Annotated in this window: 23 protein-coding genes and 1 pseudogene; 14 read left to right on the forward strand and 10 right to left on the reverse strand. The window is 62.6% G+C overall.

Annotated elements, in window-relative coordinates:
* Nucleotides 1–18 precede the first annotated feature (18 nt).
* Both IEY62_RS03725 and IEY62_RS03730 read left to right on the forward strand, forming a co-directional pair.
* Nucleotides 19–2,628 (forward strand): ATP-binding protein, encoded by a 2,610-nt coding sequence (locus IEY62_RS03725; protein WP_189014007.1) that lies wholly within the window; start codon nt 19–21, stop codon nt 2,626–2,628.
* Nucleotides 2,628–3,302 carry a response regulator gene (locus IEY62_RS03730; RefSeq protein ID WP_189014009.1) on the forward strand — a complete coding sequence of 225 codons (675 nt, stop codon included), beginning with the start codon at nt 2,628–2,630 and terminating at the stop codon, nt 3,300–3,302. Before IEY62_RS03725 ends, IEY62_RS03730 begins: the two co-directional genes overlap by 1 nt.
* Nucleotides 3,303–3,333: 31 nt before the next feature.
* Here IEY62_RS03730 and IEY62_RS03735 read toward each other — a convergent pair whose 3' ends face one another.
* Nucleotides 3,334–3,507, reverse strand: a complete 174-nt coding sequence (locus IEY62_RS03735) for an SRPBCC family protein (protein WP_229785043.1) — start codon at nt 3,505–3,507, stop codon at nt 3,334–3,336.
* A gap of 147 nt (nt 3,508–3,654) precedes the next feature.
* On the opposite strand from IEY62_RS03735, the gene IEY62_RS03740 reads away from it, so the two are divergent.
* Nucleotides 3,655–4,392, forward strand: a complete 738-nt coding sequence (locus tag IEY62_RS03740; RefSeq protein ID WP_189014011.1) for a GAF and ANTAR domain-containing protein — start codon at nt 3,655–3,657, stop codon at nt 4,390–4,392.
* Here the strand turns inward: IEY62_RS03740 and IEY62_RS03745 are convergent.
* The 3 genes from IEY62_RS03745 to IEY62_RS03755 form a co-directional block, all read right to left on the reverse strand.
* A complete protein-coding gene (locus IEY62_RS03745; protein ID WP_189014013.1) occupies nt 4,389–5,081 on the reverse strand; it encodes a cation diffusion facilitator family transporter in 693 nt (230 codons plus the stop codon). The genes IEY62_RS03740 and IEY62_RS03745 overlap by 4 nt on opposite strands.
* Nucleotides 5,078–5,404, reverse strand: coding sequence for an ArsR/SmtB family transcription factor (locus IEY62_RS03750; protein WP_189014015.1), 327 nt, complete (start codon nt 5,402–5,404; stop codon nt 5,078–5,080). The genes IEY62_RS03745 and IEY62_RS03750 overlap by 4 nt, the downstream gene beginning before the upstream one ends.
* Before the next feature lie 71 nt (nt 5,405–5,475).
* On the reverse strand, nt 5,476–5,874 hold the full coding sequence (locus IEY62_RS03755; protein ID WP_189014017.1) for a DUF7793 family protein: 399 nt from the start codon (nt 5,872–5,874) through the stop codon (nt 5,476–5,478).
* 160 nt (nt 5,875–6,034) lie between these two features.
* Between IEY62_RS03755 and IEY62_RS03760 the strand changes: the two genes are divergently transcribed.
* Together IEY62_RS03760 and IEY62_RS03765 are read left to right on the forward strand one after the other, a co-directional pair.
* Nucleotides 6,035–6,658, forward strand: coding sequence for a DUF1349 domain-containing protein (locus tag IEY62_RS03760; RefSeq protein WP_407671459.1), 624 nt, complete (start codon nt 6,035–6,037; stop codon nt 6,656–6,658).
* A gap of 165 nt (nt 6,659–6,823) precedes the next feature.
* On the forward strand, nt 6,824–7,285 hold the full coding sequence (locus IEY62_RS03765; protein ID WP_189014021.1) for a hypothetical protein: 462 nt from the start codon (nt 6,824–6,826) through the stop codon (nt 7,283–7,285).
* 7 nt (nt 7,286–7,292) lie between these two features.
* Here the strand turns inward: IEY62_RS03765 and IEY62_RS03770 are convergent, their stop codons facing one another.
* Entirely contained in the window at nt 7,293–7,916 is a 624-nt protein-coding gene (locus IEY62_RS03770) for a hypothetical protein (RefSeq protein WP_189014022.1), read from the reverse strand.
* 156 nt (nt 7,917–8,072) lie between these two features.
* On the opposite strand from IEY62_RS03770, the gene IEY62_RS03775 reads away from it, so the two are divergent.
* The gene (locus IEY62_RS03775) at nt 8,073–8,480 is read left to right on the forward strand and encodes a MarR family winged helix-turn-helix transcriptional regulator (protein ID WP_189014024.1); all 408 of its coding nucleotides are present in this window, start codon (nt 8,073–8,075) and stop codon (nt 8,478–8,480) included.
* 412 nt (nt 8,481–8,892) lie between these two features.
* Here IEY62_RS03775 and IEY62_RS03780 read toward each other — a convergent pair whose 3' ends face one another.
* Entirely contained in the window at nt 8,893–10,356 is a 1,464-nt protein-coding gene (locus IEY62_RS03780) for a protein adenylyltransferase SelO (protein WP_189014026.1), read from the reverse strand.
* Nucleotides 10,357–10,472: 116 nt separating this feature from the next.
* Here IEY62_RS03780 and IEY62_RS03785 point away from each other — a divergent pair, with 116 nt between their 5' ends.
* Together IEY62_RS03785 and IEY62_RS03790 are read left to right on the forward strand one after the other, a co-directional pair.
* On the forward strand, nt 10,473–10,724 hold the full coding sequence (locus IEY62_RS03785; RefSeq protein ID WP_189014028.1) for a hypothetical protein: 252 nt from the start codon (nt 10,473–10,475) through the stop codon (nt 10,722–10,724).
* Between the two features lie 45 nt (nt 10,725–10,769).
* Nucleotides 10,770–10,997: a hypothetical protein gene (locus IEY62_RS03790; RefSeq protein WP_189014030.1), complete on the forward strand. Its 228-nt coding sequence runs from the start codon at nt 10,770–10,772 to the stop codon at nt 10,995–10,997.
* Nucleotides 10,998–11,200: 203 nt separating this feature from the next.
* On the opposite strand, the gene IEY62_RS03795 is transcribed toward IEY62_RS03790, so the two are convergent.
* Nucleotides 11,201–11,602 carry a hypothetical protein gene (locus IEY62_RS03795; RefSeq protein ID WP_189014032.1) on the reverse strand — a complete coding sequence of 134 codons (402 nt, stop codon included), beginning with the start codon at nt 11,600–11,602 and terminating at the stop codon, nt 11,201–11,203.
* Between the two features lie 87 nt (nt 11,603–11,689).
* Here IEY62_RS03795 and IEY62_RS03800 point away from each other — a divergent pair, with 87 nt between their 5' ends.
* Nucleotides 11,690–12,148: a hypothetical protein gene (locus IEY62_RS03800; protein ID WP_189014033.1), complete on the forward strand. Its 459-nt coding sequence runs from the start codon at nt 11,690–11,692 to the stop codon at nt 12,146–12,148.
* A 17-nt stretch (nt 12,149–12,165) separates the two neighbouring features.
* Here IEY62_RS03800 and IEY62_RS03805 read toward each other — a convergent pair whose 3' ends face one another.
* Together IEY62_RS03805 and IEY62_RS03810 are read right to left on the reverse strand one after the other, a co-directional pair.
* A complete protein-coding gene (locus IEY62_RS03805) occupies nt 12,166–12,498 on the reverse strand; it encodes a hypothetical protein (RefSeq protein ID WP_229785044.1) in 333 nt (110 codons plus the stop codon).
* Between the two features lie 193 nt (nt 12,499–12,691).
* Entirely contained in the window at nt 12,692–12,949 is a 258-nt protein-coding gene (locus IEY62_RS03810) for a metal-sensitive transcriptional regulator (RefSeq protein ID WP_189014036.1), read from the reverse strand.
* Between the two features lie 123 nt (nt 12,950–13,072).
* Between IEY62_RS03810 and IEY62_RS03815 the strand changes: the two genes are divergently transcribed.
* From IEY62_RS03815 to IEY62_RS03825, 3 genes and pseudogenes are all read left to right on the forward strand, one after another.
* On the forward strand, nt 13,073–13,681 hold the full coding sequence (locus IEY62_RS03815; protein ID WP_189014038.1) for a rhodanese-like domain-containing protein: 609 nt from the start codon (nt 13,073–13,075) through the stop codon (nt 13,679–13,681).
* Nucleotides 13,678–14,435: pseudogene (locus IEY62_RS03820) on the forward strand (sulfite exporter TauE/SafE family protein). Before IEY62_RS03815 ends, IEY62_RS03820 begins: the two are co-directional and overlap by 4 nt.
* 283 nt (nt 14,436–14,718) lie before the next feature.
* Nucleotides 14,719–16,119, forward strand: coding sequence for an MBL fold metallo-hydrolase (locus IEY62_RS03825; RefSeq protein ID WP_189014040.1), 1,401 nt, complete (start codon nt 14,719–14,721; stop codon nt 16,117–16,119).
* 61 nt (nt 16,120–16,180) lie between these two features.
* On the opposite strand, the gene IEY62_RS03830 is transcribed toward IEY62_RS03825, so the two are convergent.
* On the reverse strand, nt 16,181–16,903 hold the full coding sequence (locus IEY62_RS03830) for a VIT1/CCC1 transporter family protein (protein ID WP_189014041.1): 723 nt from the start codon (nt 16,901–16,903) through the stop codon (nt 16,181–16,183).
* Between the two features lie 187 nt (nt 16,904–17,090).
* Between IEY62_RS03830 and IEY62_RS03835 the strand changes: the two genes are divergently transcribed.
* Complete coding sequence (locus tag IEY62_RS03835) at nt 17,091–18,881, forward strand: NAD(P)/FAD-dependent oxidoreductase (RefSeq protein ID WP_189014043.1); 1,791 nt, start codon at nt 17,091–17,093, stop codon at nt 18,879–18,881.
* A gap of 11 nt (nt 18,882–18,892) precedes the next feature.
* On the forward strand, nt 18,893–19,948 hold the full coding sequence (locus tag IEY62_RS03840) for a 2,3-butanediol dehydrogenase (protein ID WP_189014045.1): 1,056 nt from the start codon (nt 18,893–18,895) through the stop codon (nt 19,946–19,948).
* The last annotated feature ends 36 nt before the right edge of the window (nt 19,949–19,984 follow it).

The following is a 19,984-nucleotide window of genomic DNA, read 5'->3' on the forward strand; positions in this document are numbered from 1 at the left end:
GAGTGGAAGAATGAGGACATGGCGCGGGCAACACTGAGGATTTTTCTGGGGGCAGCACCTGGCGTCGGCAAAACCTACGCCATGCTCGAAGAAGCCCACAGGCTGCTGGGGCGCGGCGAAGACGTTGTGGTGGCGTTCGCCATGCACCACGGACGCGCCGACACCCAGGCACTCACCCAGGGGCTGGAGATCCTGCCCACCCGGACCATCGAATACCGGGGAAGCACCTTCGAAGAGATGGACCTGGACGCGGTCCTGGCCCGGCGCCCGCACACCGCGGTCGTGGACGAATACGCCCACACCAACATTCCCGGAAGCCGTAACGGGAAACGCTGGCAGGACATTGAGGAACTGCTGGACGCCGGAATCAATGTCCTGTCCACCGTGAACGTGCAGCACCTGGCCTCCCTGGGCGATGTTGTCAGTGCCATCACCGACGTAAAACAGGCAGAAACAGTCCCCGACGACGTCGTCCGCCGAGCTGACCAGATTCACCTGGTGGACATCTCGCCCGAGCTCCTCCGGCAGCGCCTGGGCGACGGCAAGATCTACCACGCCGACAAAATCGATGCTGCGCTCTCCAACTACTTCCGCGTGGGCAACCTGACAGCACTGCGCGAACTGGCGCTGCTCTGGCTTGCCGACCGCGTGGACGAAGGTTTGGCACGCTACAGGGCAGAGAACCAGATCGAGGAAAGCTGGCCCGCCCGCGAGCGCATCGTCATCGGGCTGACCGGCGGAGCCGAAGGCGAAGTACTGATCAGGCGCGCCGCCCGGATCCTCAAAAGGGTGAACGGCGGCGACCTCCTGGCAGTCCACGTCCGCGCCGCCGACGGTGTTGCCGCCGAATCACCCCAGGACCTGGAAGCCCAGCGCACCCTGATCAAAGACCTCGGCGGCAGCTACCACACCGTCTCCGGAGAAGACCCCGCCAAGGCACTGCTGGACTTCGCCCGGAGTGTGAACGCCACGCAGATCGTGGTGGGAGTATCACGGCGCAAATTCCCGGCGAGCCTGCTCAGCGGCGGGGTGGGAAGCCGTGTGGTCAGGGGATCCGGCGACATCGACGTCCACATGGTCTCCCACCCCCTGGGAGGCCGGGGCCTGGAGCGCACACGCAAACGCGACCTGGGGCGGGTGCGGGTAGCCGTTGGTTTTGCCATGGCCGTCATTGTCCCCGTGCTCCTGCAGTTGATGCTTGCCGCGGCGCCCTCGCACAACATCGCCACGGCCGTTCTGATCCAGCTCAGCGGCTCAGTAGCCGTTGCCTTGGTCGGTGGCTTGTGGCCGGCCCTCCTGGGTGCCCTTTGGAGCAGCGTCCTGGTCAACTATTTCTCCATCCCCCCGATGGGGACCCTGACCATCAGCGATCCCCAGAATCTCCTGGCCCTCCTGGTGTTCGCCGGGGTCTCCTCCGCCGTAGCTGTGGTGGTGGACCTCTCCGCCCGGCGCTCGAAAGAGGCAGCACGCGCACGTTCTGAAGCAGCCACCTTGGCAGACCTCACCCGCGGGGCCACCACTGCAGAGGACCCTGTGCAGGATCTCCTGGAACAAGCACTGGAGGTCTTCCAGGTCCACAGTGCGGCCCTCTACGTATCCTCCGCCGCGGACAACCGGCAGCTCCGGGGATCCCCAGCTGACCCGGAATGGCGTCGTGTGGCTGCGGCAGGAACACCACAAAGCGGCCCGGACGATACCGACAACATTGAACAAGTGGACAGCACCACCAGGCTGGTTCTCACAGGCCGGGTGCTCCCCGCCAGCGACCGCCGTCTCCTCGGCGCCTTCGGCGCCCACCTCTCCGCTTTGTTGGAACGACGCCAGCTCGCCGCCACCCGCCGGGAAGTGACCCGCTTGGCCGAAAGCAACACCATGCGGACCTCCATCCTCAGGGCCGTTTCCCACGACCTCCGCACTCCCCTGGCCGGCATCAAGCTCGCTGTTGGAGGCCTGCGCCAGCCCGGTGTGAAGTACACCGAGGAAGAGGAACAGGAACTCCTGGCCACCATCGACGAATGCTCGGACCGCTTGGACGGACTGGTGGGCAATCTGCTGGACATGTCCCGCATCACCTCCGACTCCGTCAACGCCCTCATCAAACCCCTCCGCTGGTACGACGTGATACCTGCCGCCTTGCACGGCGTCGCCTCCGGCCGCGTCCGGGTGGACCTGCCACCCAACATGCCCGAAGTGGACGCCGACGCCGGAATGCTGGAACGGGTGATCGCGAACATCGTGGAAAATGCGGTGAAGTATGCCCCGGACTCCGAGGTTGTCATCGCCGGCGCCGCGGGAGGGTTCAGCACCACGACCCTGGACGGCAGGCCCGCCGGTGAACTCCGCATCATCGACCACGGCCAAGGCGTCCCGGCCAGCAACGTCCTCAAAATGTTCCAGCCCTTCCAACGGCTGGACGACGTTCCCACCACCACAGGAGTTGGCCTGGGTCTTGCCGTAGCCCAAGGATTCACCGAGGCCATGGGTGGCACACTCACCGCCGAAGAAACACCTGGAGGCGGGCTCACCATGCTCATCAGGCTGCCCCTCTCCACAGGTCCCGCCCCGGACCTGCCGCACCGCCCCGCGGCGTCCTCCGTCCCCGCACTGCCTGCCCCGAAAGGCCCCTAGTGAACATTCTGGTCGTGGACGACGACCCCCACATTGTCAGGGCGCTCGCCATCACCTTGAAAGGCCAGGGATACACGGTGGTGACCGCCACCGATGGCGAATCCGCTCTTCGCGCCGCCGCCCAACGGCCCATCGCGGTAATGATCCTGGACCTCGGCCTGCCCGATATGGAGGGGAACGCCGTCATCACAGCCGTGCGTGAATGGAGCGCCGTACCGATTCTGGTGCTCTCCGCCCGGCACGGCTCCAACGACAAAGTTGAAGCTCTGGACGCTGGTGCCGACGACTACATCACCAAACCCTTCGGGCTGGAGGAACTCTTGGCCAGGCTGCGGGCGTTGTTGCGGCGAAGCACCGAGCCCATGGAAGAGGTCACCAAGGTTGAGACCAGTTCCTTTACCGTGGACCTGGGCAAGAGGCAGATCACCAAGGAGGGCCAGGACGTCCGGATGACACCTACGGAGTGGAACATCCTGGACATCCTGATCAGAAATCCGGACAAGCTCATCACCCAGCAGCAACTCCTCACGGAAGTCTGGGGACCTGCCTACGCCAAAGAAGCCAACTACCTGCGCGTCTACATGGCCCAGCTCCGCCGCAAGCTCGAAAAAGAACCGGGCAGCCCGCGGCACCTGATCACCGAGCCAGGGATGGGCTACAGGTTTGTCCCCTAAGTCCGGGGGCCGGTTTCCGCCGTCGTTAACCTCAAGCCTTTTCCGCCGCAGACTTCAGGTCGGCCGCGAACGTGGTGAAACTGGCGTCAAAGGACGGGATCTTGTTGGCGAAAAGCGGAAAGATGGGGCCGCCGATTTTTTCGGACATCTCGAAGAGGCAGCGGCCATCGTTGGTCTCAGTGAGCTTGTAAACCCTGGTCCCCATGGCATCACCCCAGGTGAGCCTTACGGGCAGGTAGCTCCCGCATGTACGCCGGGCGGAGGCGGATAGTCCCGGGCTGCGTGTACCCACATCGACGTAGGTGGCTAAAGCAGGGGGCAGGCAAGGCTGGAGTGGCCTACCATTAGGCCCATGGAGACCTTTGACCCTACCGAGCACATCCGCGGGCTGCACGAGCTGGTGGCTGGCTCCGCGGACATCAAGGCAATCCTGGATGGCCTGACCCGGTTCGCTTCAACTGCCATCAGCCAGGCCAGCGGAGCCCACATCGACTGCGCCGTGACTCTTCGCCGCCGCAAACGCACGGCCACCGTTGCAGGCAGCAGTGAGAAGGCTGTGCACCTGGACCATATTGAACAAACCCTCAAGGAGGGTCCCTGCCTGGACGCCCTGGACAAGGGGCGCCCGGTGCTGCTGGCCGACGTCGAAACTGACGTCGATTGGCCCGAGTACAGCCGGCTCCTGGCTGCGGAAGGCGTCCACAGCGCCCTCGGGGTGCCTATGATGCTGGGCGAAACCTCGGAGGCAGTTCTGAACTTCTTCGCTCCGGCACCGGGATTGTTCACCCAGGACGTCATCAGGGAGGCCACTGATTTCGCGGAGGTTGCCGGAAGCACGTTGCGCCTCGCCATCCGGATCGAGGCCACAGAGCAGCTGAACACAGATTTGAAGGCTGCCATGGCCAGCAGAACCGTGATTGACCTTGCCTGCGGCGTGATCATGGCCCAGAACCGCTGTGGACACGACGAGGCCTTCCAGTTGCTGACCACGGCCTCCAGCCATCGCAACCAAAAACTCCGCACTGTGGCGGAAGAGATCGTGGCAAGGGTAACCGGAAGCGCCGAAGGGAACCTGAACTTCGAGGACTAGCCCGAAGGCGTGCAGCAATCGTCGGTGTCGGCGGAGGCTTCACCCAGGTCCGCGGCCTTCCCGGGAACAGTGCAGCAAGTGTCGCCTTTCCAGGCTTCGATGCCTTCGCGGACGGCAATTGCCGCGATGACGAGTGCCGCTCCGGCATCGGCCCACCACCAGCCCAGCGTGCTGTTCAGCACCAGGCCGATAAGGAGGACGGCCGAAAGGTAAGTGCACAGAAGTGTTTGTTTGGAGTCGGCGACAGCTGTTTTTGAGCCGAGTTCACGGCCGGCGCGGCGCTGCGCCCAGGACAGGACCGGCATGATCGCCAAACTCAGGGCTGCAATCACAATGCCTGCCGTGGAATGCTGCGCCTCGCCGCCTCCGGCGAGGGACCGGATGGCGTCAACAGCAACAAACACTGCCAAGGCAAAGAACGACACTGCGATGATCCGAAGCGTCAGGTGTTCTCGCCGCTCCGGGTCCTTGGAGGAGAACTGCCATGACAAGGCCAGCGCAGAGGTCACCTCAATCACAGAGTCCAGGCCGAAGCCAATCAAGGCCGAAGAGTCCGCGACGCCGCCCGCCCAGAGCGCTACGACCGCTTCGATCACGTTATAGGTGATGGTCGCCGCCGCGAAGAGGCGGATTCGCCTCATCAGGACAAGACGACGGTCCAAGGCTGCGGAGGGAAGAGTGGTGCTCATGCCAGGCACGTCCCATCAGGGGCGCAGCAGGCCGGGTCCACAGCCAGCACGACACCCAGCAGGTCCTTGATCGCGTGTCCGAGCCGGGCATCGGCGAGTTCGTAGCGGATCCTGCGTCCATCCGGAACAGCAACTACCAGTCCGCAGCCGCGCAGGCAGGTCAGGTGGTTGGACATGCTCTGACGGGAAACACCTATGGACTCCGCAAGATCTGAGGGATAGGCCGAAGCCTCAGCAAGGGCAAGCAGGACCTGGGCTCTGGTCGTATCCGAAACGGCATATCCGAAACGTGCCAGCACGGGCGCGTGCGTGAGGGTCTCCATGGGTCCATGATACAGATTTGGATGTATTCATGGGCGACTGTACTTACATCCGCAGGAATCGTGCCTGAGGATCAGCCAGCGGCACCAACAGACGCCCCCTCGGCCGTGGCAGCCTCAGCCAGCCATCCCAACGCCTCCAGCCTCGATGTGAAGAACATGGTGGGGCACGGGACCTTGCTGGTGTGGAGCTGGTACTGGACCACCGTGCGGTCTACCGGACTCTCGCCGAGAATTGCGATCCTTGAGGCCGCACACGGTTCCTCGAAGACCTCCCGCGCCCGCCTGCTCAGGAACCGGGTGGCAGCCATGTCCACCAGCAGCGGAAGTGTCCGGCCATTCGCAAGTTTGTTCACGGCATCCACGGCTGCACGGGCGTTCCCCGCCTCGATACGGACACCGTGATGCCACACCAGATGCAGGACGCCTTCTTCCACACTGAGGACGCTGTCGTCCAACTCAATCTGTTCCATCCCACACCTCCTACCTGACCGTCAGCCGCTGCGGCGATCCGCTGGACCCAGTAAAGAACAATTATCTTCACAGCACCCGAGTAATTGGTACTTGCCTTTTGTCTCCATCAGCACAACAAAATACCTACCCGTGTTCGCGTCATTGGCACTGCCGTGCCATATGTCAGAGTGGAGTCACTGTTCGCGGGAAACAAGGAGCACTGTGAGTACGGAACTAGCGTGGAGCTGCGGCGAGTGGACCACCCGGCCGGCCGCCGTCGTCGAGCATGGAACCGACCTCCTGGTCACCGCGGCCGAAGGCAGCGACGCCTGGCGCGTCACCTCCTATGGTTTCGTGCACGACACCGAACACGCGCTGCTCGCCCCGCTTCCGCTGGACAGCGCCATGGAGGTTGAGTTCACCGCCGCCTTCTCGCAGCAGTTTGACCAGGCAGGGATTTTCGTCCGCGTCAGTGCCGATCATTGGGTCAAGGCGGGCGTTGAATTCGCCGACGGCGCCGCCCAACTGGGCGCGGTGGTCACCGACCGTTTTTCGGACTGGTCCTTGGCCCCGGTCCCGGAATGGAACGGCGGCCGGGTCCGTGTGCGGATCAGCCGCTCGGGCGACGCACTGACAATCCGGGCCGCGGCAGGAACCGGCCCACTGCAACTGGTGCGCGTGGTCCCCTTCTCCCCCGAACTCGCTGCCTTCGCCGGCCCCTTCACCTGCGCCCCAACCCGCGCCGGCCTGACTGTTCCGTTCCACTCCTGGCGGGTTACTCCCCCTGACAGCCAGCTCCACTGACGATTGGCTTGCGGGGCGTTCACTTCATGAGATTATGGAGACTTGTGCAGCTTGCCGTCGACGGCGGCTGTAACCCAGTCGGCTCCGTAACAGTCCTATGGGGGGCACAACACGGTGGAAGATACTGCAAGTCTTTGGCGTACTGACCCTTCGACATTCCGCGACGTGGTGATCAACCGCGCCGCGCTGGAAGCTGCACTGGCCGGTGACTGTCCACCCATGGAGCGCATAAGGTACTTGGGCTTGCTTCGCCGGGACACCGAAGCCCTGGATGAAGGCTTCAAGCTGCTCCCCGACTCCCCCGACCGCCGTGAGCTGCTTTTGATCCTCGCACAGGTCTACCAACGGCAATACCGTTGGCACGACGCCGCCGTTCTGCACGAAAAGGCCCTCCGTACCGTTCGGACCCCCGATGAGGAAGCCTACGTCCGCCACCACATTGGCCGGCGCCTGTTCGACGAAGCCCGTTTCCGTGCCGCCGCTGACGAGTTCCAATGGGCCGCCGATCTTTACCGGGTGGCCGGCAACCTCGAAGCAGTCGAAGAAAACCGCCAGGCCATGCGCCGCGCCTTGCAAGTGCACAGCGATGAGCGCAGCGGCGGACGGCCGGCGTACGAGCTCTCCTGAGCCTTTCCTACAGGGGCCGCCGTTGCTGCACAACGGTCGGATCGATGACCTGGATGATGAGCGGACTGTCCGCCCTGTTGTCCCCGGCCACCCGCCAAACCAGGACCGCCGAACCAATCCCCGGAACTTGCGGCTGAAGCAGCAACCTGCTGGAAGCCTTCAGGGGCCGCCACCAGCCACTGACTTTCGAACCATCGTCAAGCTCAACCGTGACGTGGAATGAAGATACGGAGCCCTCCTCAGCCAGTCTCGTGTCACGCGCCAGAATTATCCCTGGCCAGGATTTGGCGAGATGGCGGCCCCGTTCCCACACGGCCTGCCTCTGGAGGTCAGCTTTCGCTTCGGCACCTGTCCCGATCAGGATGGCCCATAAGACCACGGGGATGGCGCCGATCATGACTGAGAACAGCACATTGAACCACAGCCCGGGAGTCTCCTCCGTCCACAGCAGATACACCGCGTCCACTGCGGCAGTCGTCGCAAGCACATTCACCAAGGCGAAGAACAGCCGCCCGAAAGCCCCCAGATGCTTGGGAAGCATGAGCGAGGAAGGAACAGGGGCCGATGCATCGAGCCGCTCAACGAAGTGCACGACGTGCCCGGCGGTGTCATCAACAAGGGGCTTGGACATAGCGAAACCCTAGCCGACCAGCGGATACAAAAGGTGAACAATTGATCCGGCCGGCCCTCGGTCGACACTGGTTCGCAACACTCAAGCGGACGGCTGATGTAACCTAGTAAGTAAGCTGACTATTTGCGAAAGGCCGGGGGTGCCTGAATGCCTGATATGGACCGTTGGCCAACCAGCCGGTTGCTGTCTACGGCGGCGAGGCTGGTGGAGCTGGCCTGGAACGATAAGTTGCGCCCACTTGGCCTCACCTATCCGGCCGTGCTCACCCTCGACGCCGTTGCTTCCGGCGGTCCCATCACTCCCGGAAAGCTTGCCCAGAGCGTCCGCGTGCAAGCCCAGACCATGGGTCCACTCCTCAACAGGCTCGAAGCCAGGGGATTCATCCTCAAAGAACCCAACCGCTTCGACCGCCGCAGCCAACTGGTGTCAATCACCCCCTTGGGACTTGATCTGCTGGAACAGTCCCACGGCCAGGAAAACACCGTGCTCTCAACCATCAATTTGGACTCTCAAGGCCTCCGCGATGAACTCATGGCAATCGTGCGCGACACCAAAATCACCTAAGGCTCTCAAACGCCCGCGTAGACGGACACCGGTAAATCAAGGCAGTATGGAGTTATCCGCTGATGAAGTCCGGCGTCCACACAGGAGAAAACTCTCCAAACCCCCGGGCCAGCGACTTTGTGGCGATGCCCGGGACCATCACAAAAAAGGGCATCATGAGTGAACTTCGCATAGGCGACAACCTCCCAGTAGACCTCCTGAGTTTCAGGGCATCAGAGTGCCTGATATCAACAGGACCACCCGAGTCAGAAGACGTCTGTGTTCTGGATGCGGGACACACAGGCAACCATCTGGCTGCGGGTGCAGACATGGTGGTCAGGGCCGTCTGGAGCTAAGTCCAACGACAAGACGCCAAGGGGAGGCGACCCGTCCGGGTCGCCTCCCCTTGGCACTTAAAACTAGGTTCCTAAAACTACGTTCCGCAGAACGTCCGGTACGGGCCGAAGCTCTCCGGCGCGGGATCCGCGAACCTGTCCAAGCCGGGACGTTCCACATAAGGGGAACTGAGCGCCTCCAGCAGCTCCGCCGTCGGGCCTATGTCCCCGTTTGTCGCAGCCGCGAGAGCCTCTTCCACCAGGTGGTTGCGCGGAATATAGACCGGGTTGACGCGGTCCATGGCGTCAGCATCCGGGTTCCGGGCACGCCACCGTTCCAGCCAGTCGTCAAAGGCCGGGAGGTCAAGAAGCACGCCGCGGACGGGTTCGGCATTACCGCGCGCCGCCTTGCCGAGGTTACGGAAGAACGACGTGTAATCGGCGCGGGCCTCCTGCACCAACTTAAGGAGGTCATCCACCAAAGGCGAGGCAACGGCGTCGTCCATTCCCTCCGGCAGCCCAAGCTTGGCTCGCATGCCGCCGAACCATGCGGCGCTGTACTGCTGCCGGAACCCGCCGAGTGCTTCGACGGCGAGCGCCACCGCCTGCTCCTCATCATCGTGGATCAGGGGTGCCAGCGATTCGGCGAACCGGGCCAGGTTCCATTCGGCCACCACCGGCTGGTTGCGGTAGGCGTAGCGGCCCTGCTCGTCGATGGAGCTGTACACCGCGATGGGATCGAACCCGTCCATGAAGGCGCATGGACCGTAGTCGATGGTTTCGCCGGACACCGTCATGTTGTCCGTGTTCATGACGCCGTGGACGAAGCCCACCAGCATCCACTGGGCCACAAGCCGCGCCTGGACCGCTATGACGCCCTTGAGCAGGGCGAGGTACGGGTTGTCTTCAGTGCTCGACGACGGGTGGTGGCGTTCGATTGCATGGTCGGCCAAGCGGCGCAACAGTTCGATGTCGTTGCTGGCCCTGGCGTACTGAAAGCTGCCCACCCGGATGTGGCTGCCCGCCACTCGGGTGAGGACCGCGCCCGGGAGGACCGTCTCGCGCTGAACCGATCGGCCCGTGGCAACCACTGCGAGGGACCTGGTGGTCGGAATGTGCAGGGCATGCATCGACTCGCTGACGATGTACTCCCGCAGCATGGGGCCCACGGCGGCCCGACCATCACCGTTCCGCGCAAACGGCGTCCGGCCGGAGCCCTTCAAATGGATGTCACGGAACTTCCCGTCAGCGCCGGCGATCTCGCCCAAAAGGAGGGCACGCCCATCCCCGAGCCGCGGCGAATAAAAGCCGAACTGGTGCCCGGAATAGCCCTGCGCCACCGGGGTTGCATCCTCCGGCAGGGCGTTGCCAATCAGCAGCCGCACGCCCTCCGGGCTCCGAAGGAAACCAGGATCAAAGCCAAGTTCGACGGCGAGTGGTTCATTAACCAGCAGAAGCCGCGGATCCGGGGCCTCCTCCGCCCGCCACGGAACAGCCAGCTCGGGGAACTCGCGGGCGAAGTGGCCCTCGAAGGCAATGGTGGACGGGGCGATGTCACTCATTAATCAAGGATAGGGCGGTTACCGGCAAACGTGACAACGGTGCTGGGGCACCAATTACAGGAGTCAACGTCCCACCGGGTTATCCTTCAAGCCGGATACCAAGAAATGAGAGACAAATGACGACTGTTACCGACACCACTGACATTGAGTTTCAAAGAAGACTCGGGCGAACCTACAAAAGGACCTCCATCATCATGGGCGTCATTGGGATGTTCATCCTCGGAATTCCCTTGGGCATCGCTGCCTTCATTTATGCCCGCAAAGCCGAGACCCAAGGCGTCAAAGCCACTGCCGGGATCGTGTTGGCGGTCATGGATATCGTCTTGGCGATTTTGGTGCTGGTAGTGATGCGGCCGTTCAACATCTAGTCATCGGTTGGTCCGAGGGCTGACGCGTCACAGGAAGATCGAGATATGAAGAAGCCCTTGTTTGTGGTGCTCTTTACGGCTGGAGTTTGCGTTGCCGCAGTGCCGACCGCGTGGTTGGTGCTCTCGGCTCTGGGCAAGGGAAGTCCCGGTCTGGTCGCGTTGACTGTGACTGCCGTGATTGGGATTGGTGGAGGTGCCCTCATCGGTGCCAGAGTCTGGGAGGATCGGCAGGTTTTGCGACAGCGCGCGGCGCAGGAGAACCAAGAAGACTAGGACCCGCGATCTCCGAGCGATTTACCGGCTTGAGCAAGCCGAGCTCCGTCAGGCAACAAATGCAGGTGGATTATTGGTATATACGAGGCTGACGCCGTCGATTTCCGGCCTCCACAGCAGTGCCTGCTTTTGTCCGTCGGCGATGATGCTTAGCTCCACGGTGTCATTCGGTCACGGCGCCGCGTACCCAAGGAAGATACTCATCATTCTTTCCCGCCAATGGTGACCTGCTCGTCGACCCGCTCCGTGAACGGTGGCCTGTCCGGACAGGCCACCGATGACATGATCGGCCCTTCGGGTTTTGCCGTGTATCGCACACACGCGTTGACAGTTCGCTGCTCAGCCCACCAACCCCCACTGGTGGTTAGGTGTTCGCGGAAGTACCGGTCGGCGTAGAAGTCGCCGTCGGCCTCCCAGCCGAACGAGTAAGTGACATTGCTTCCCTGCAACTTTGAGCGCACGCCGTCTCTATCGGACATATCCGTGGCCGCGGTAAACCCCTTGAACCAGTCCATGCCCTCTGCAGCGCGGTCCCGGATGGCGCTTCGTCCCAGTTCCTCGATGCGAGGCCGGGCACATGAAGACAAGGCCAACAGGATGACCATTGCGCAGCAAAGCGTCCAGCCACGTCTCATTCATTCCCCCAAAACTTATGAAACCCCAGCCTAACCCTGGTCGAGCACCAGCGGACGGTGACGCTACCGTCGTCGTACATTGCCGCCGTCGAACGTTTCCGCACTCATGCCGGCATCACGGCGTGCACAGGGCAACAAAAGCCCACCTCTGACCTCCACTCTTTCAACTCCATCGACGAAGCGTTCGCGGCCGTGGATGACGTCCTGGATTGCGATGCCCAGCCCGTCGGCGATCCGATCGTTCCCATGGGCGACGGCGGGAAATTGGTGACGGCCCAGCGACTTTGCTCGCAGCACGTGCAGGTGGACCTCTACCCGGACCCGGAAAGCGTGGAGACGAGTTACAGGATTCTGGCCGATTCCCGGCAAGGTGATATCAACGTTGTGCGCGGCAGGAACTGGATGGTTGTGGACTTCAGCGCCGTCGCGTCCGGGAATCCGTCAACGAAGAACATCGAGCGCCTGACCACGAAACTGAAGAGCGAATACTCCGCTGTTGGGGCAGTTCCGATGTAGGCCCGGCGCCTTCGACTTCAGGGCGCTCCATCGGCGGAGATTCCGCTCCACACCGAGGCCGCCCCGGAATGACCGGTCACCACCGACTCGTAGATCAGGAACAGGGCGGCGGCAACCCCAAGAATGGATGTGGCCGGCACGAGCCACGGTGTTGCCAGTGCCCGATTGAGTCCTTCGAGCGTATTCCAGCGGCTCAACACGGACGGGAAGGCAGCGAGAACCTGCAATATGACCGCCACCAGGAAAAGCACTGTCACGAACCTGAAGAAGCTGCCCTGTGCTGCGTGCTCCCTGATGAGATCCGATACAGGTTTTGCTTTCTCCAGCTGTTCGCCCGCTTCTGCGGTCAAGACCGCCAACGGCACCAGAATCACCGCAAGGACGCTTAGGGGCCACGCCAGATAGGTCCCTGCTGCGACGCCAAAGCGCGAAGATCACTGCCATCAAGCCCGCCAGGGGCGCAAGGACCACCACGCCGTGTACCAAGAGGATGTGGGCCGGGAGGCCGCCTATGGTAACCATTCAGGGTTTCCTTGGGTCGGATCAGGCGAGGGACAGGAAGAGCTTTTCCAGGTCCTTCTTATCCATAGTGGCGTCCTGTTGGACTATGCACTGTTCAAGGCCGGTAGCGATGATGGCGAACCCGGCACGGTCAAGGGCCTTGGACACCGCAGCCAACTGGGTGACTACGTCTTTGCAGTCCCGCCCTTCCTCCAGCATCCGCGTGACGGCGGAGAGCTGGCCTTGGGCACGCTTGAGGCGGTTAATCACGGGCGTGAGTTCGGCTGGGTTCAGTTCCATATGAATTCTCCATCGGTGCGTCTGCTATCCCCAGCAGTATACCCCCACGGGTGTTTTGACTACCCCGGGGGGTATCTGTAATACTCGGCGGGGTATTTTACCGAGTTCCTTGAGAGGCCACATATGACATCCCCCAGCAAGGCACCAGCACTCGCTCCTGAAATACTGAAGACCTGGCTCCAGGAGCACCAGAACCTCATGGTGATCGACGTGCGCTCAGCTGCTGAATTCGACTCCCTGCACATCCGTGGCTCATATAACGTGCCGCTGCCGCTGTTGTCCGAGCACACGGATGAGCTGGCGGCCCGACTCAGTTCACGCGTGATTTTGGTCTGCCAGTCCGGAGTGCGGGCCGAGCAAGCCCGCCAGCGCATGGCATCTGTGGGCCTGGACTCAGCCCATGTCCTCACCGGCGGAGTTCCCGCCTTCGCTGCAGCAGGCGGCGATGTCGTCAAAGGAAAGGACCGCTGGGACCTTGAACGCCAAGTCCGCCTGGCCGCAGGCTCCTTGGTGATACTCGGCCTCGCCGGAGGCAGGCTGCTCTCCCCCAAGGTGCGAATGCTGTCGGGCGCCATTGGAGCCGGACTGACGTTCTCGGCCACCACCAACACTTGCGCCATGGGCAAGGCCCTCGCCGCCATGCCCTGGAACAAGGCCGCCGAGGAACCCAGCCGCGAAAGCGCCATCTTGCGGCTTCCCGTGCAGCAGCCCCACGAGGACGCCGCGGCATGATTCCCGCCCTGGGCCTTGGGCTGTTCGTCGGAATAATACTGGGCGTGGTGGGCGGTGGCGGATCCATCATCGCCGTCCCGGCTTTGGTATATGGCGTAGGCATGAACCCGGCCCAGGCCATTCCCACCTCGCTCCTGGTGGTAGGAATTTCGTCACTCACGGCCCTACTCCCACGGATTCGCGAGGGCCTCAATTGGCCCGTGATAGCCCTGGTGGGAGGTGCGGGCATTCCGGCAGCCTGGGCCGGGGCGGCGGTTGGCAAACTATTGGATCCAAACATGCTCATGCTGGCATTTGCGGTGATCATGGTGGCTGCGGGCATCCGAATGCTCATGAAGACCCGCGAAATCGAAGGTTCCTGCAGCACTGGACCGAGCAGGGTGCTAAGAGCATGCGCCCCCAAAGCCGTAGGAGTGGGGCTGCTTGTCGGATTCCTCACCGGGTTGCTCGGCGTGGGAGGCGGATTCCTCATCACCCCGCACTGACCATCTTCCTGGGCCTGCGCATGAAGCAGGCCGTCGGGACCTCGTTGGCGATCATCGTCATCAATTCCGCCGCCGGCTTCAGCGCCCACGCCACCGGCTACACCATCCACTGGGCCACCACCGCGGCCTTCGCGGTCCCGGCCATTGTGGGTTCGGTCGTCGCGGCCCGGTTGGCCCGCCGATTGCATGACAAACACATCCGCATCTCATTCGCGGTACTGATCTTCGCCGTCGCGGCCTGGGTCACCGCCGGAACCATTACCGCATAAGCCTCGCAACCTGAAGGAGAATCCCATGGCTGAAATCACCGTGACAGAAACCAACCAGCGCCGCAGCGCCGGCGTCGCCGATGTCCTGAAATGCGCGGGATTCAGGGCCGACACCGTGACTGGCGGCATGACCGCCTGAACTCAAGCGGGACTTCCCACTATTTTGCCCGAGGACCGACCCATATTCAGCACCAGGTCCAGCCACGAACACACCTTGCGTAATACCCCCAGGGGTATAAAAAATAATCCCAGACAAACCCTCCATCAAAAGGAGAGCACCCAGATGCTCATCGAGCGCATTTACGACGAAGACCTCGCCCAAGCCAGCTACCTGATCGGATGCCAAGCCAACGGCACAGCCGTTGTCGTCGACGGCCGCCGCGACATCGCGGTTTACCTGGAGCTGGCGGCGAAGAACGGCATGAAGATCACCGCCGTCACCGAAACGCACATCCACGCCGACTACCTGTCCGGCACCCGCGAGCTGGCCGCGGCCACCGGCGCGACGATCTACGTCTCCGGCGAGGGCGGCCCGGAGTGGCAGTACGAATTCGACGGCGAACGGCTGTACGACGGCGATGAGATCACAGTGGGCAACATCAGCCTTCAAGCCGTCCACACCCCCGGGCACACGCCGGAACACCTGTCCTTCCTGGTTACCGACGGCGCATTCAGCGGCCAGCCCGGCTACCTCCTCTCCGGTGACTTCGTCTTCTCTGGCGACCTGGGAAGGCCGGACCTGCTGGACGAGGCAGCCGGTGGCGTGGACACCCGCTTCGAGGGTGCCAAGCAGCTCTTCTCCAGCCTGCGGGACAAATTCCTCACCCTTCCCGATTATGTCCAGGTCCACCCCGCCCATGGGGCCGGAAGTGCGTGCGGCAAGGCCCTCGGGGCGATCCCGTCCTCCACAGTCGGCTATGAACGGCTTTACGCCTGGTGGGGACCCTACCTCGCCGCCAACGACGAGCAGGGTTTCATCGACGAACTCCTCCATGGACAGCCTGACGCGCACGCCTACTTCGGACGGATGAAACGGGAAAACCGCGAAGGCCCTGCCGTGTTGGGTGAGCGGACGCCGCTGCCTGAACTCGCGACCGAAACTGTTGCCGCGGGACTGGAGGCGGACAGCCTGACCTTCATCGACACCCGTTCCAACAGCGAAGTCCATCACGGCACCGTAGCCCGGTCGCTGAACGTTCCCGCCGGGAAATCCGTGGCCAGCTACAGCGCATGGGTGGTCAACCCGGAGACCGATAAGAACCCTCTGGTCCTCTTGGCCCACGACCAGGAACAGGCGCAGGATATGTCGGACCACCTGGTCCGGGTTGGCATCGATAACGTCGCCGGCTACGTCACCAGCATCACAGGGCTCCCCACGACCATCCCCAAACTCGTCCAGCCGGAGGAACTCGAAGGTTTCAACGCCGCAATGGTGCTGGACATCCGGAACAAAACCGAGCATGCCGCCGGTCATGTCCAGGGCTCATATCAGCTCAGCGGCGGCCGACTCATGTGGCACTTGGACGAATTGCCCGCCAACGGCACGATCGTCACCTACTGCCAGTCCGGCGTCCGGAACTCGGTGTCCGCCAGCGCCCTGCGCCGGGCCGGGTACGACGTCGTCGAACTTGACGGCAGCTACGCCGGTTGGAAGTCCTGGAAGAACAACGTCCCGGCAGCCTAACCGGGATCTCACTCCAAAGACCGCCCGGGCACGTTTCCCCCAGCGTGCCCGGGCTCCTGTATCAAGCTATGCCTGTGGTACCCAGCAGCAGGCCAACGCCATAGGTGAACGCCATGGCAAGGGCCCCACCGATGACCAGGCGCAGAGTAGCTTTCCGCTTGGAGCTGCCACCGATCCTGGCGCTCACCGTGCCGGTGATGGCCAAGGCGATGACCACGGCCACGAACGTGAGGGGGATCCGGATTTCGGCCGGTGGCAGCAGGATCGCCAGCAAGGGAAGTATCGCGCCGACCGTGAACGCCATGGCCGAAGCAAGGGCTGCATGCCAAGCGCTGGCCACCTCCGTCTCGTCGATCCTCAATTCGGCTTCCAAATGGGCACCCAGGGCGTCATGCTCGGTAAGTTCGCGTGCCACTTTCCGCGCGGTGGCTTCGGTGAGACCTTTCGCCTGGTAGATGGCGGCAAGCTCCTCCAACTCGCCGTCTGGATCGTCGAGAAGTTCCTGCCGTTCCTTCTCTATCAGGGCCCGCTGGCTGTCACTTTGGCTGCTGACCGAGACGTACTCGCCCAGGGCCATGGAGACAGCGCCGCCCACCACAGCCGCCGCACCTGCCACGAGAATGGGAGTGACATCGTTGGTCACCCCAGCGACGCCCACCACTGTGGCGGCCACCGAGACGATGCCATCGTTGGCACCAAGGACTCCCGCTCGCAGCCAGTTCAGGCGCGCCGCGATGCCGTCATTGTGCGGTTCGTTGGGGTGCTGCTTCAACAACTCAGTCATAGAGGCAAGTAGAACACCCGTAACCCTCCCCGGCTATGGAAGTTGCATATCCTGCCCACGGTGCTCACCCCCAACCTCCCGTGTAACCCTCTTGTAACCCCCAAAGCCCTTTACTTGTGATGTGGACCACTTTCCAGCGAATGATGTGCCGGATGGTATCCACCCGCAAGCAACGGAAAGAGGAATCATGCCTGAAACACCCAACGGTGCCGTGGAAACCTGGCTGGCGCAGTTCGATGCAGCCCTGCGCAGCCGCGACATCGAAGCAGCACTGGCGCTGTTTGACGACGAATCGTATTGGCGCGACTTCGTCTCCTTCACCTGGAACCTCAAGACCATGGAGGGCAAGGCCGGGATCAAGGACATGCTGGAGGCCGTGCTCAGCGACGTCCAACCATCCAACTGGGCTTTGGCCGAAAACGCTACAGGGGACGCCACAAATCCCGAAGCCTGGGTGAACTTCGAGACCCTGCAAGGAAAGGGCTACGCCCACCTGCGGCTCCGCAACGGAAAGTGCTGGACCCTGCTGACAACCATGCAGGAGCTCAAAGGATTCGAAGAAAAGAAGGGCCCACACCGCGAACAAGGAGTGGCCCACAGCATTGAAAAGGGCAGGAAGTCCTGGCTGGAACGCAAAGAAGAAGAAGCTGCCAGGCTCGGCTACGAGGACCAGCCGTACGCCTTGGTCATTGGCGGAGGGCAGGGCGGCATCGGCCTCGGCGCGCGGCTCCGGAGGATGGGCGTGCCCACCATCATTGTGGACAAGAACGCGCGCCCCGGTGACGCCTGGCGCAACCGGTACAAGTCCCTCCACCTGCACGACCCCGTCTGGTACGACCACCTGCCCTACCTGAACTTCCCCGACGACTGGCCGGTCTTCGCGGCCAAGGACAAGATCGGCGACTGGCTGGAGCACTACACCTCCATCATGGAGCTCAACTACTGGTCCAACACCGAATGCACCAAAGCGCGGTGGGATGAGGAAAGCAACACGTGGGAGGTAGCCGTCATCCGCGACGGCGAACGGGTCACCTTGCGTCCCCGGCAACTCGTCTTCGCCTTGGGCGTTTCCGGCTACCCCAACATCCCGGTGTTCGACGGCGCCGAAACCTTCCTTGGAGAGCAATACCACTCCTCCAAGCACCCCGGCGGTGGCGACTGGACCGGCAAAAAAGCAGTAGTGATCGGCTCCAACAACTCAGCCCACGATATTTGCGCTGACCTTTGGGAGCACGGGGCGGACGTGACCATGGTCCAACGTTCTTCAACCCACATCGCCCGCAGCGAATCGCTGATGGACCTGGCCCTCGGGGACCTCTACTCCGAAAAGGCATTGGCCAACGGAGTGACCACCGAAAAGGCCGACCTCCTCTTCGCCTCACTCCCCTACCGCATCCTCCCGGAGGCCCAGGTCCCGGTGTACCAGGAGATGGCAAAGCGCGACGCCGGGTTCTACTCCCAGCTCGAAGCCGCCGGATTCGAGCTGGACTTCGGAGTGGACGGCTCCGGTCTGTTCCTGAAGTACCTGAGGCGCGGCTCCGGCTACTACATCGACGTCGGTGCTTCGCAGCTGATCATCGACGGCCGCGTGAAACTCGCCAACGGCCAGGTCAGCAAAATTACCGGCAACGCCGTGATCATGGACAACGGCGATGAACTCGAAGCCGACGTGATCATTTACGCCACCGGTTATGGCTCCATGAACGGCTGGCTCGCCGACCTCGTCTCCCCCGAAGTGGCAGACCAGGTGGGCAGGTGTTGGGGCTACGGCTCCGAGACTCCCAAAGACCCGGGTCCCTGGGAGGGAGAACTGCGCAACATGTGGAAGCCAACCAATGTGGAGAACCTTTGGATTCACGGCGGAAACCTTCACCAGAGCCGGCACTACTCCAAGTACCTCGCCCTGCAGCTCAAGGCCCGCATGGAGGGAATCCCCACCCCCGTGTACAGCCTGCAGCCATCCCACCACACCCGCTGAAGGAGCCCATTGTGAAAGCAGCAAGATTCCACGGACGCAACGACATCAGGATCGACGACGTCCCCGAGCCTGAGGTTAGGCCCGGCACAGTCAAGATCCAGGTGGCATGGTGCGGCATCTGCGGAACCGATCTCCACGAATACTTGGAAGGGCCCATCTTTGTCCCGGCACCCGGACACCCCCATCCCCTGTCAGGGGAAGAAGCCCCCGTCACCATGGGCCACGAATTCTCGGGAACAATCGTGGAGGTCGGCGACGGCGTCCACGCGCTCGCAGTGGGCGACAACGTGGTGGTGGAACCATATTTCGTGTGCGACGAGTGTCCGCCCTGCAAAGCAGGCAACTATCACCTCTGCACCAAGATGGGCTTCATTGGGCTCTCCGGCGGAGGTGGAGGCCTGGGCGGCATGGTGGTTGTGGACACCCGATGGGTCCACAAGGTGGGCAATATCCCGCTGGATCAGGCTGCATTGATCGAGCCCCTGTCCGTGGCGCATCATGCGGTCGCCCGAAGCGGTGCCAAGCCCGGAGATGTTGCCTTGGTGGGTGGCTCCGGACCTATCGGGCTATTGACGGCCGCTGTGTTGAAAAGCCAGGGAGTCACCACAGTTATCAGCGAGCTCAGCGCGGCCCGGAAGGACAAAGCCATGTCCAGCGGGGTGGCTGACTATGTCATTGACCCCAGCCAGGAGGACCTGCAGGAACGGCTGCTGGAGCTGACCAACGGCGTGGGCGCGGACGTGGCTTTTGAGTGCGCCGGAGTCAACGCGGTGCTGGATACTCTCCTGACAGCGGTGAAACCCGCGGGCGTGGTGGTGAACGTGTCCATTTGGGGCCGCCCGGCAACAGTGGACATGCAGAAGATCGTGCTGAAGGAGATCGACCTGCGCGGCACCATAGCCTACGTCCGGGATCATGCCGCAGCCATCAAGCTGGTCCAGGAGGGGAAGGTGGATCTGGAGCCCTTCATTACCGCGAAAATCGCGTTGGAAGACCTGGTGGAGCAAGGCTTCACTACGCTCATTCACCACAATGACACCGCAGTGAAGATCCTCGTCCATCCTTAGGCAAGTCCATCCCTAGGTATGTCCACCCCTAGGCAT

It is taken from the genome of Paenarthrobacter histidinolovorans (genome assembly GCF_014647595.1).
In the GTDB taxonomy this organism is placed as follows: Bacteria; Actinomycetota; Actinomycetes; order Actinomycetales; family Micrococcaceae; genus Arthrobacter; species Arthrobacter histidinolovorans.

Coding starts and splice junctions, on each gene's coding strand:
- IEY62_RS03725 (WP_189014007.1), top strand. CDS start 19: ATGGCGCGGGCAACACTGAGGATTTTTCTGGGGGCAGCACCTGGCGTC.
- IEY62_RS03735 (WP_229785043.1), bottom strand. CDS start 3,507: ATGGGGACCAGGGTTTACAAGCTCACTGAGACCAACGATGGCCGCTGC.
- IEY62_RS03740 (WP_189014011.1), top strand. CDS start 3,655: ATGGAGACCTTTGACCCTACCGAGCACATCCGCGGGCTGCACGAGCTG.
- IEY62_RS03745 (WP_189014013.1), bottom strand. CDS start 5,081: ATGAGCACCACTCTTCCCTCCGCAGCCTTGGACCGTCGTCTTGTCCTG.
- IEY62_RS03750 (WP_189014015.1), bottom strand. CDS start 5,404: ATGGAGACCCTCACGCACGCGCCCGTGCTGGCACGTTTCGGATATGCC.
- IEY62_RS03755 (WP_189014017.1), bottom strand. CDS start 5,874: ATGGAACAGATTGAGTTGGACGACAGCGTCCTCAGTGTGGAAGAAGGC.
- IEY62_RS03760 (WP_407671459.1), top strand. CDS start 6,035: ATGTCAGAGTGGAGTCACTGTTCGCGGGAAACAAGGAGCACTGTGAGT.
- IEY62_RS03770 (WP_189014022.1), bottom strand. CDS start 7,916: ATGTCCAAGCCCCTTGTTGATGACACCGCCGGGCACGTCGTGCACTTC.
- IEY62_RS03775 (WP_189014024.1), top strand. CDS start 8,073: ATGGACCGTTGGCCAACCAGCCGGTTGCTGTCTACGGCGGCGAGGCTG.
- IEY62_RS03780 (WP_189014026.1), bottom strand. CDS start 10,356: ATGAGTGACATCGCCCCGTCCACCATTGCCTTCGAGGGCCACTTCGCC.
- IEY62_RS03785 (WP_189014028.1), top strand. CDS start 10,473: ATGACGACTGTTACCGACACCACTGACATTGAGTTTCAAAGAAGACTC.
- IEY62_RS03790 (WP_189014030.1), top strand. CDS start 10,770: ATGAAGAAGCCCTTGTTTGTGGTGCTCTTTACGGCTGGAGTTTGCGTT.
- IEY62_RS03795 (WP_189014032.1), bottom strand. CDS start 11,602: ATGGTCATCCTGTTGGCCTTGTCTTCATGTGCCCGGCCTCGCATCGAG.
- IEY62_RS03810 (WP_189014036.1), bottom strand. CDS start 12,949: ATGGAACTGAACCCAGCCGAACTCACGCCCGTGATTAACCGCCTCAAG.
- IEY62_RS03815 (WP_189014038.1), top strand. CDS start 13,073: ATGACATCCCCCAGCAAGGCACCAGCACTCGCTCCTGAAATACTGAAG.
- IEY62_RS03825 (WP_189014040.1), top strand. CDS start 14,719: ATGCTCATCGAGCGCATTTACGACGAAGACCTCGCCCAAGCCAGCTAC.
- IEY62_RS03830 (WP_189014041.1), bottom strand. CDS start 16,903: ATGACTGAGTTGTTGAAGCAGCACCCCAACGAACCGCACAATGACGGC.
- IEY62_RS03835 (WP_189014043.1), top strand. CDS start 17,091: ATGCCTGAAACACCCAACGGTGCCGTGGAAACCTGGCTGGCGCAGTTC.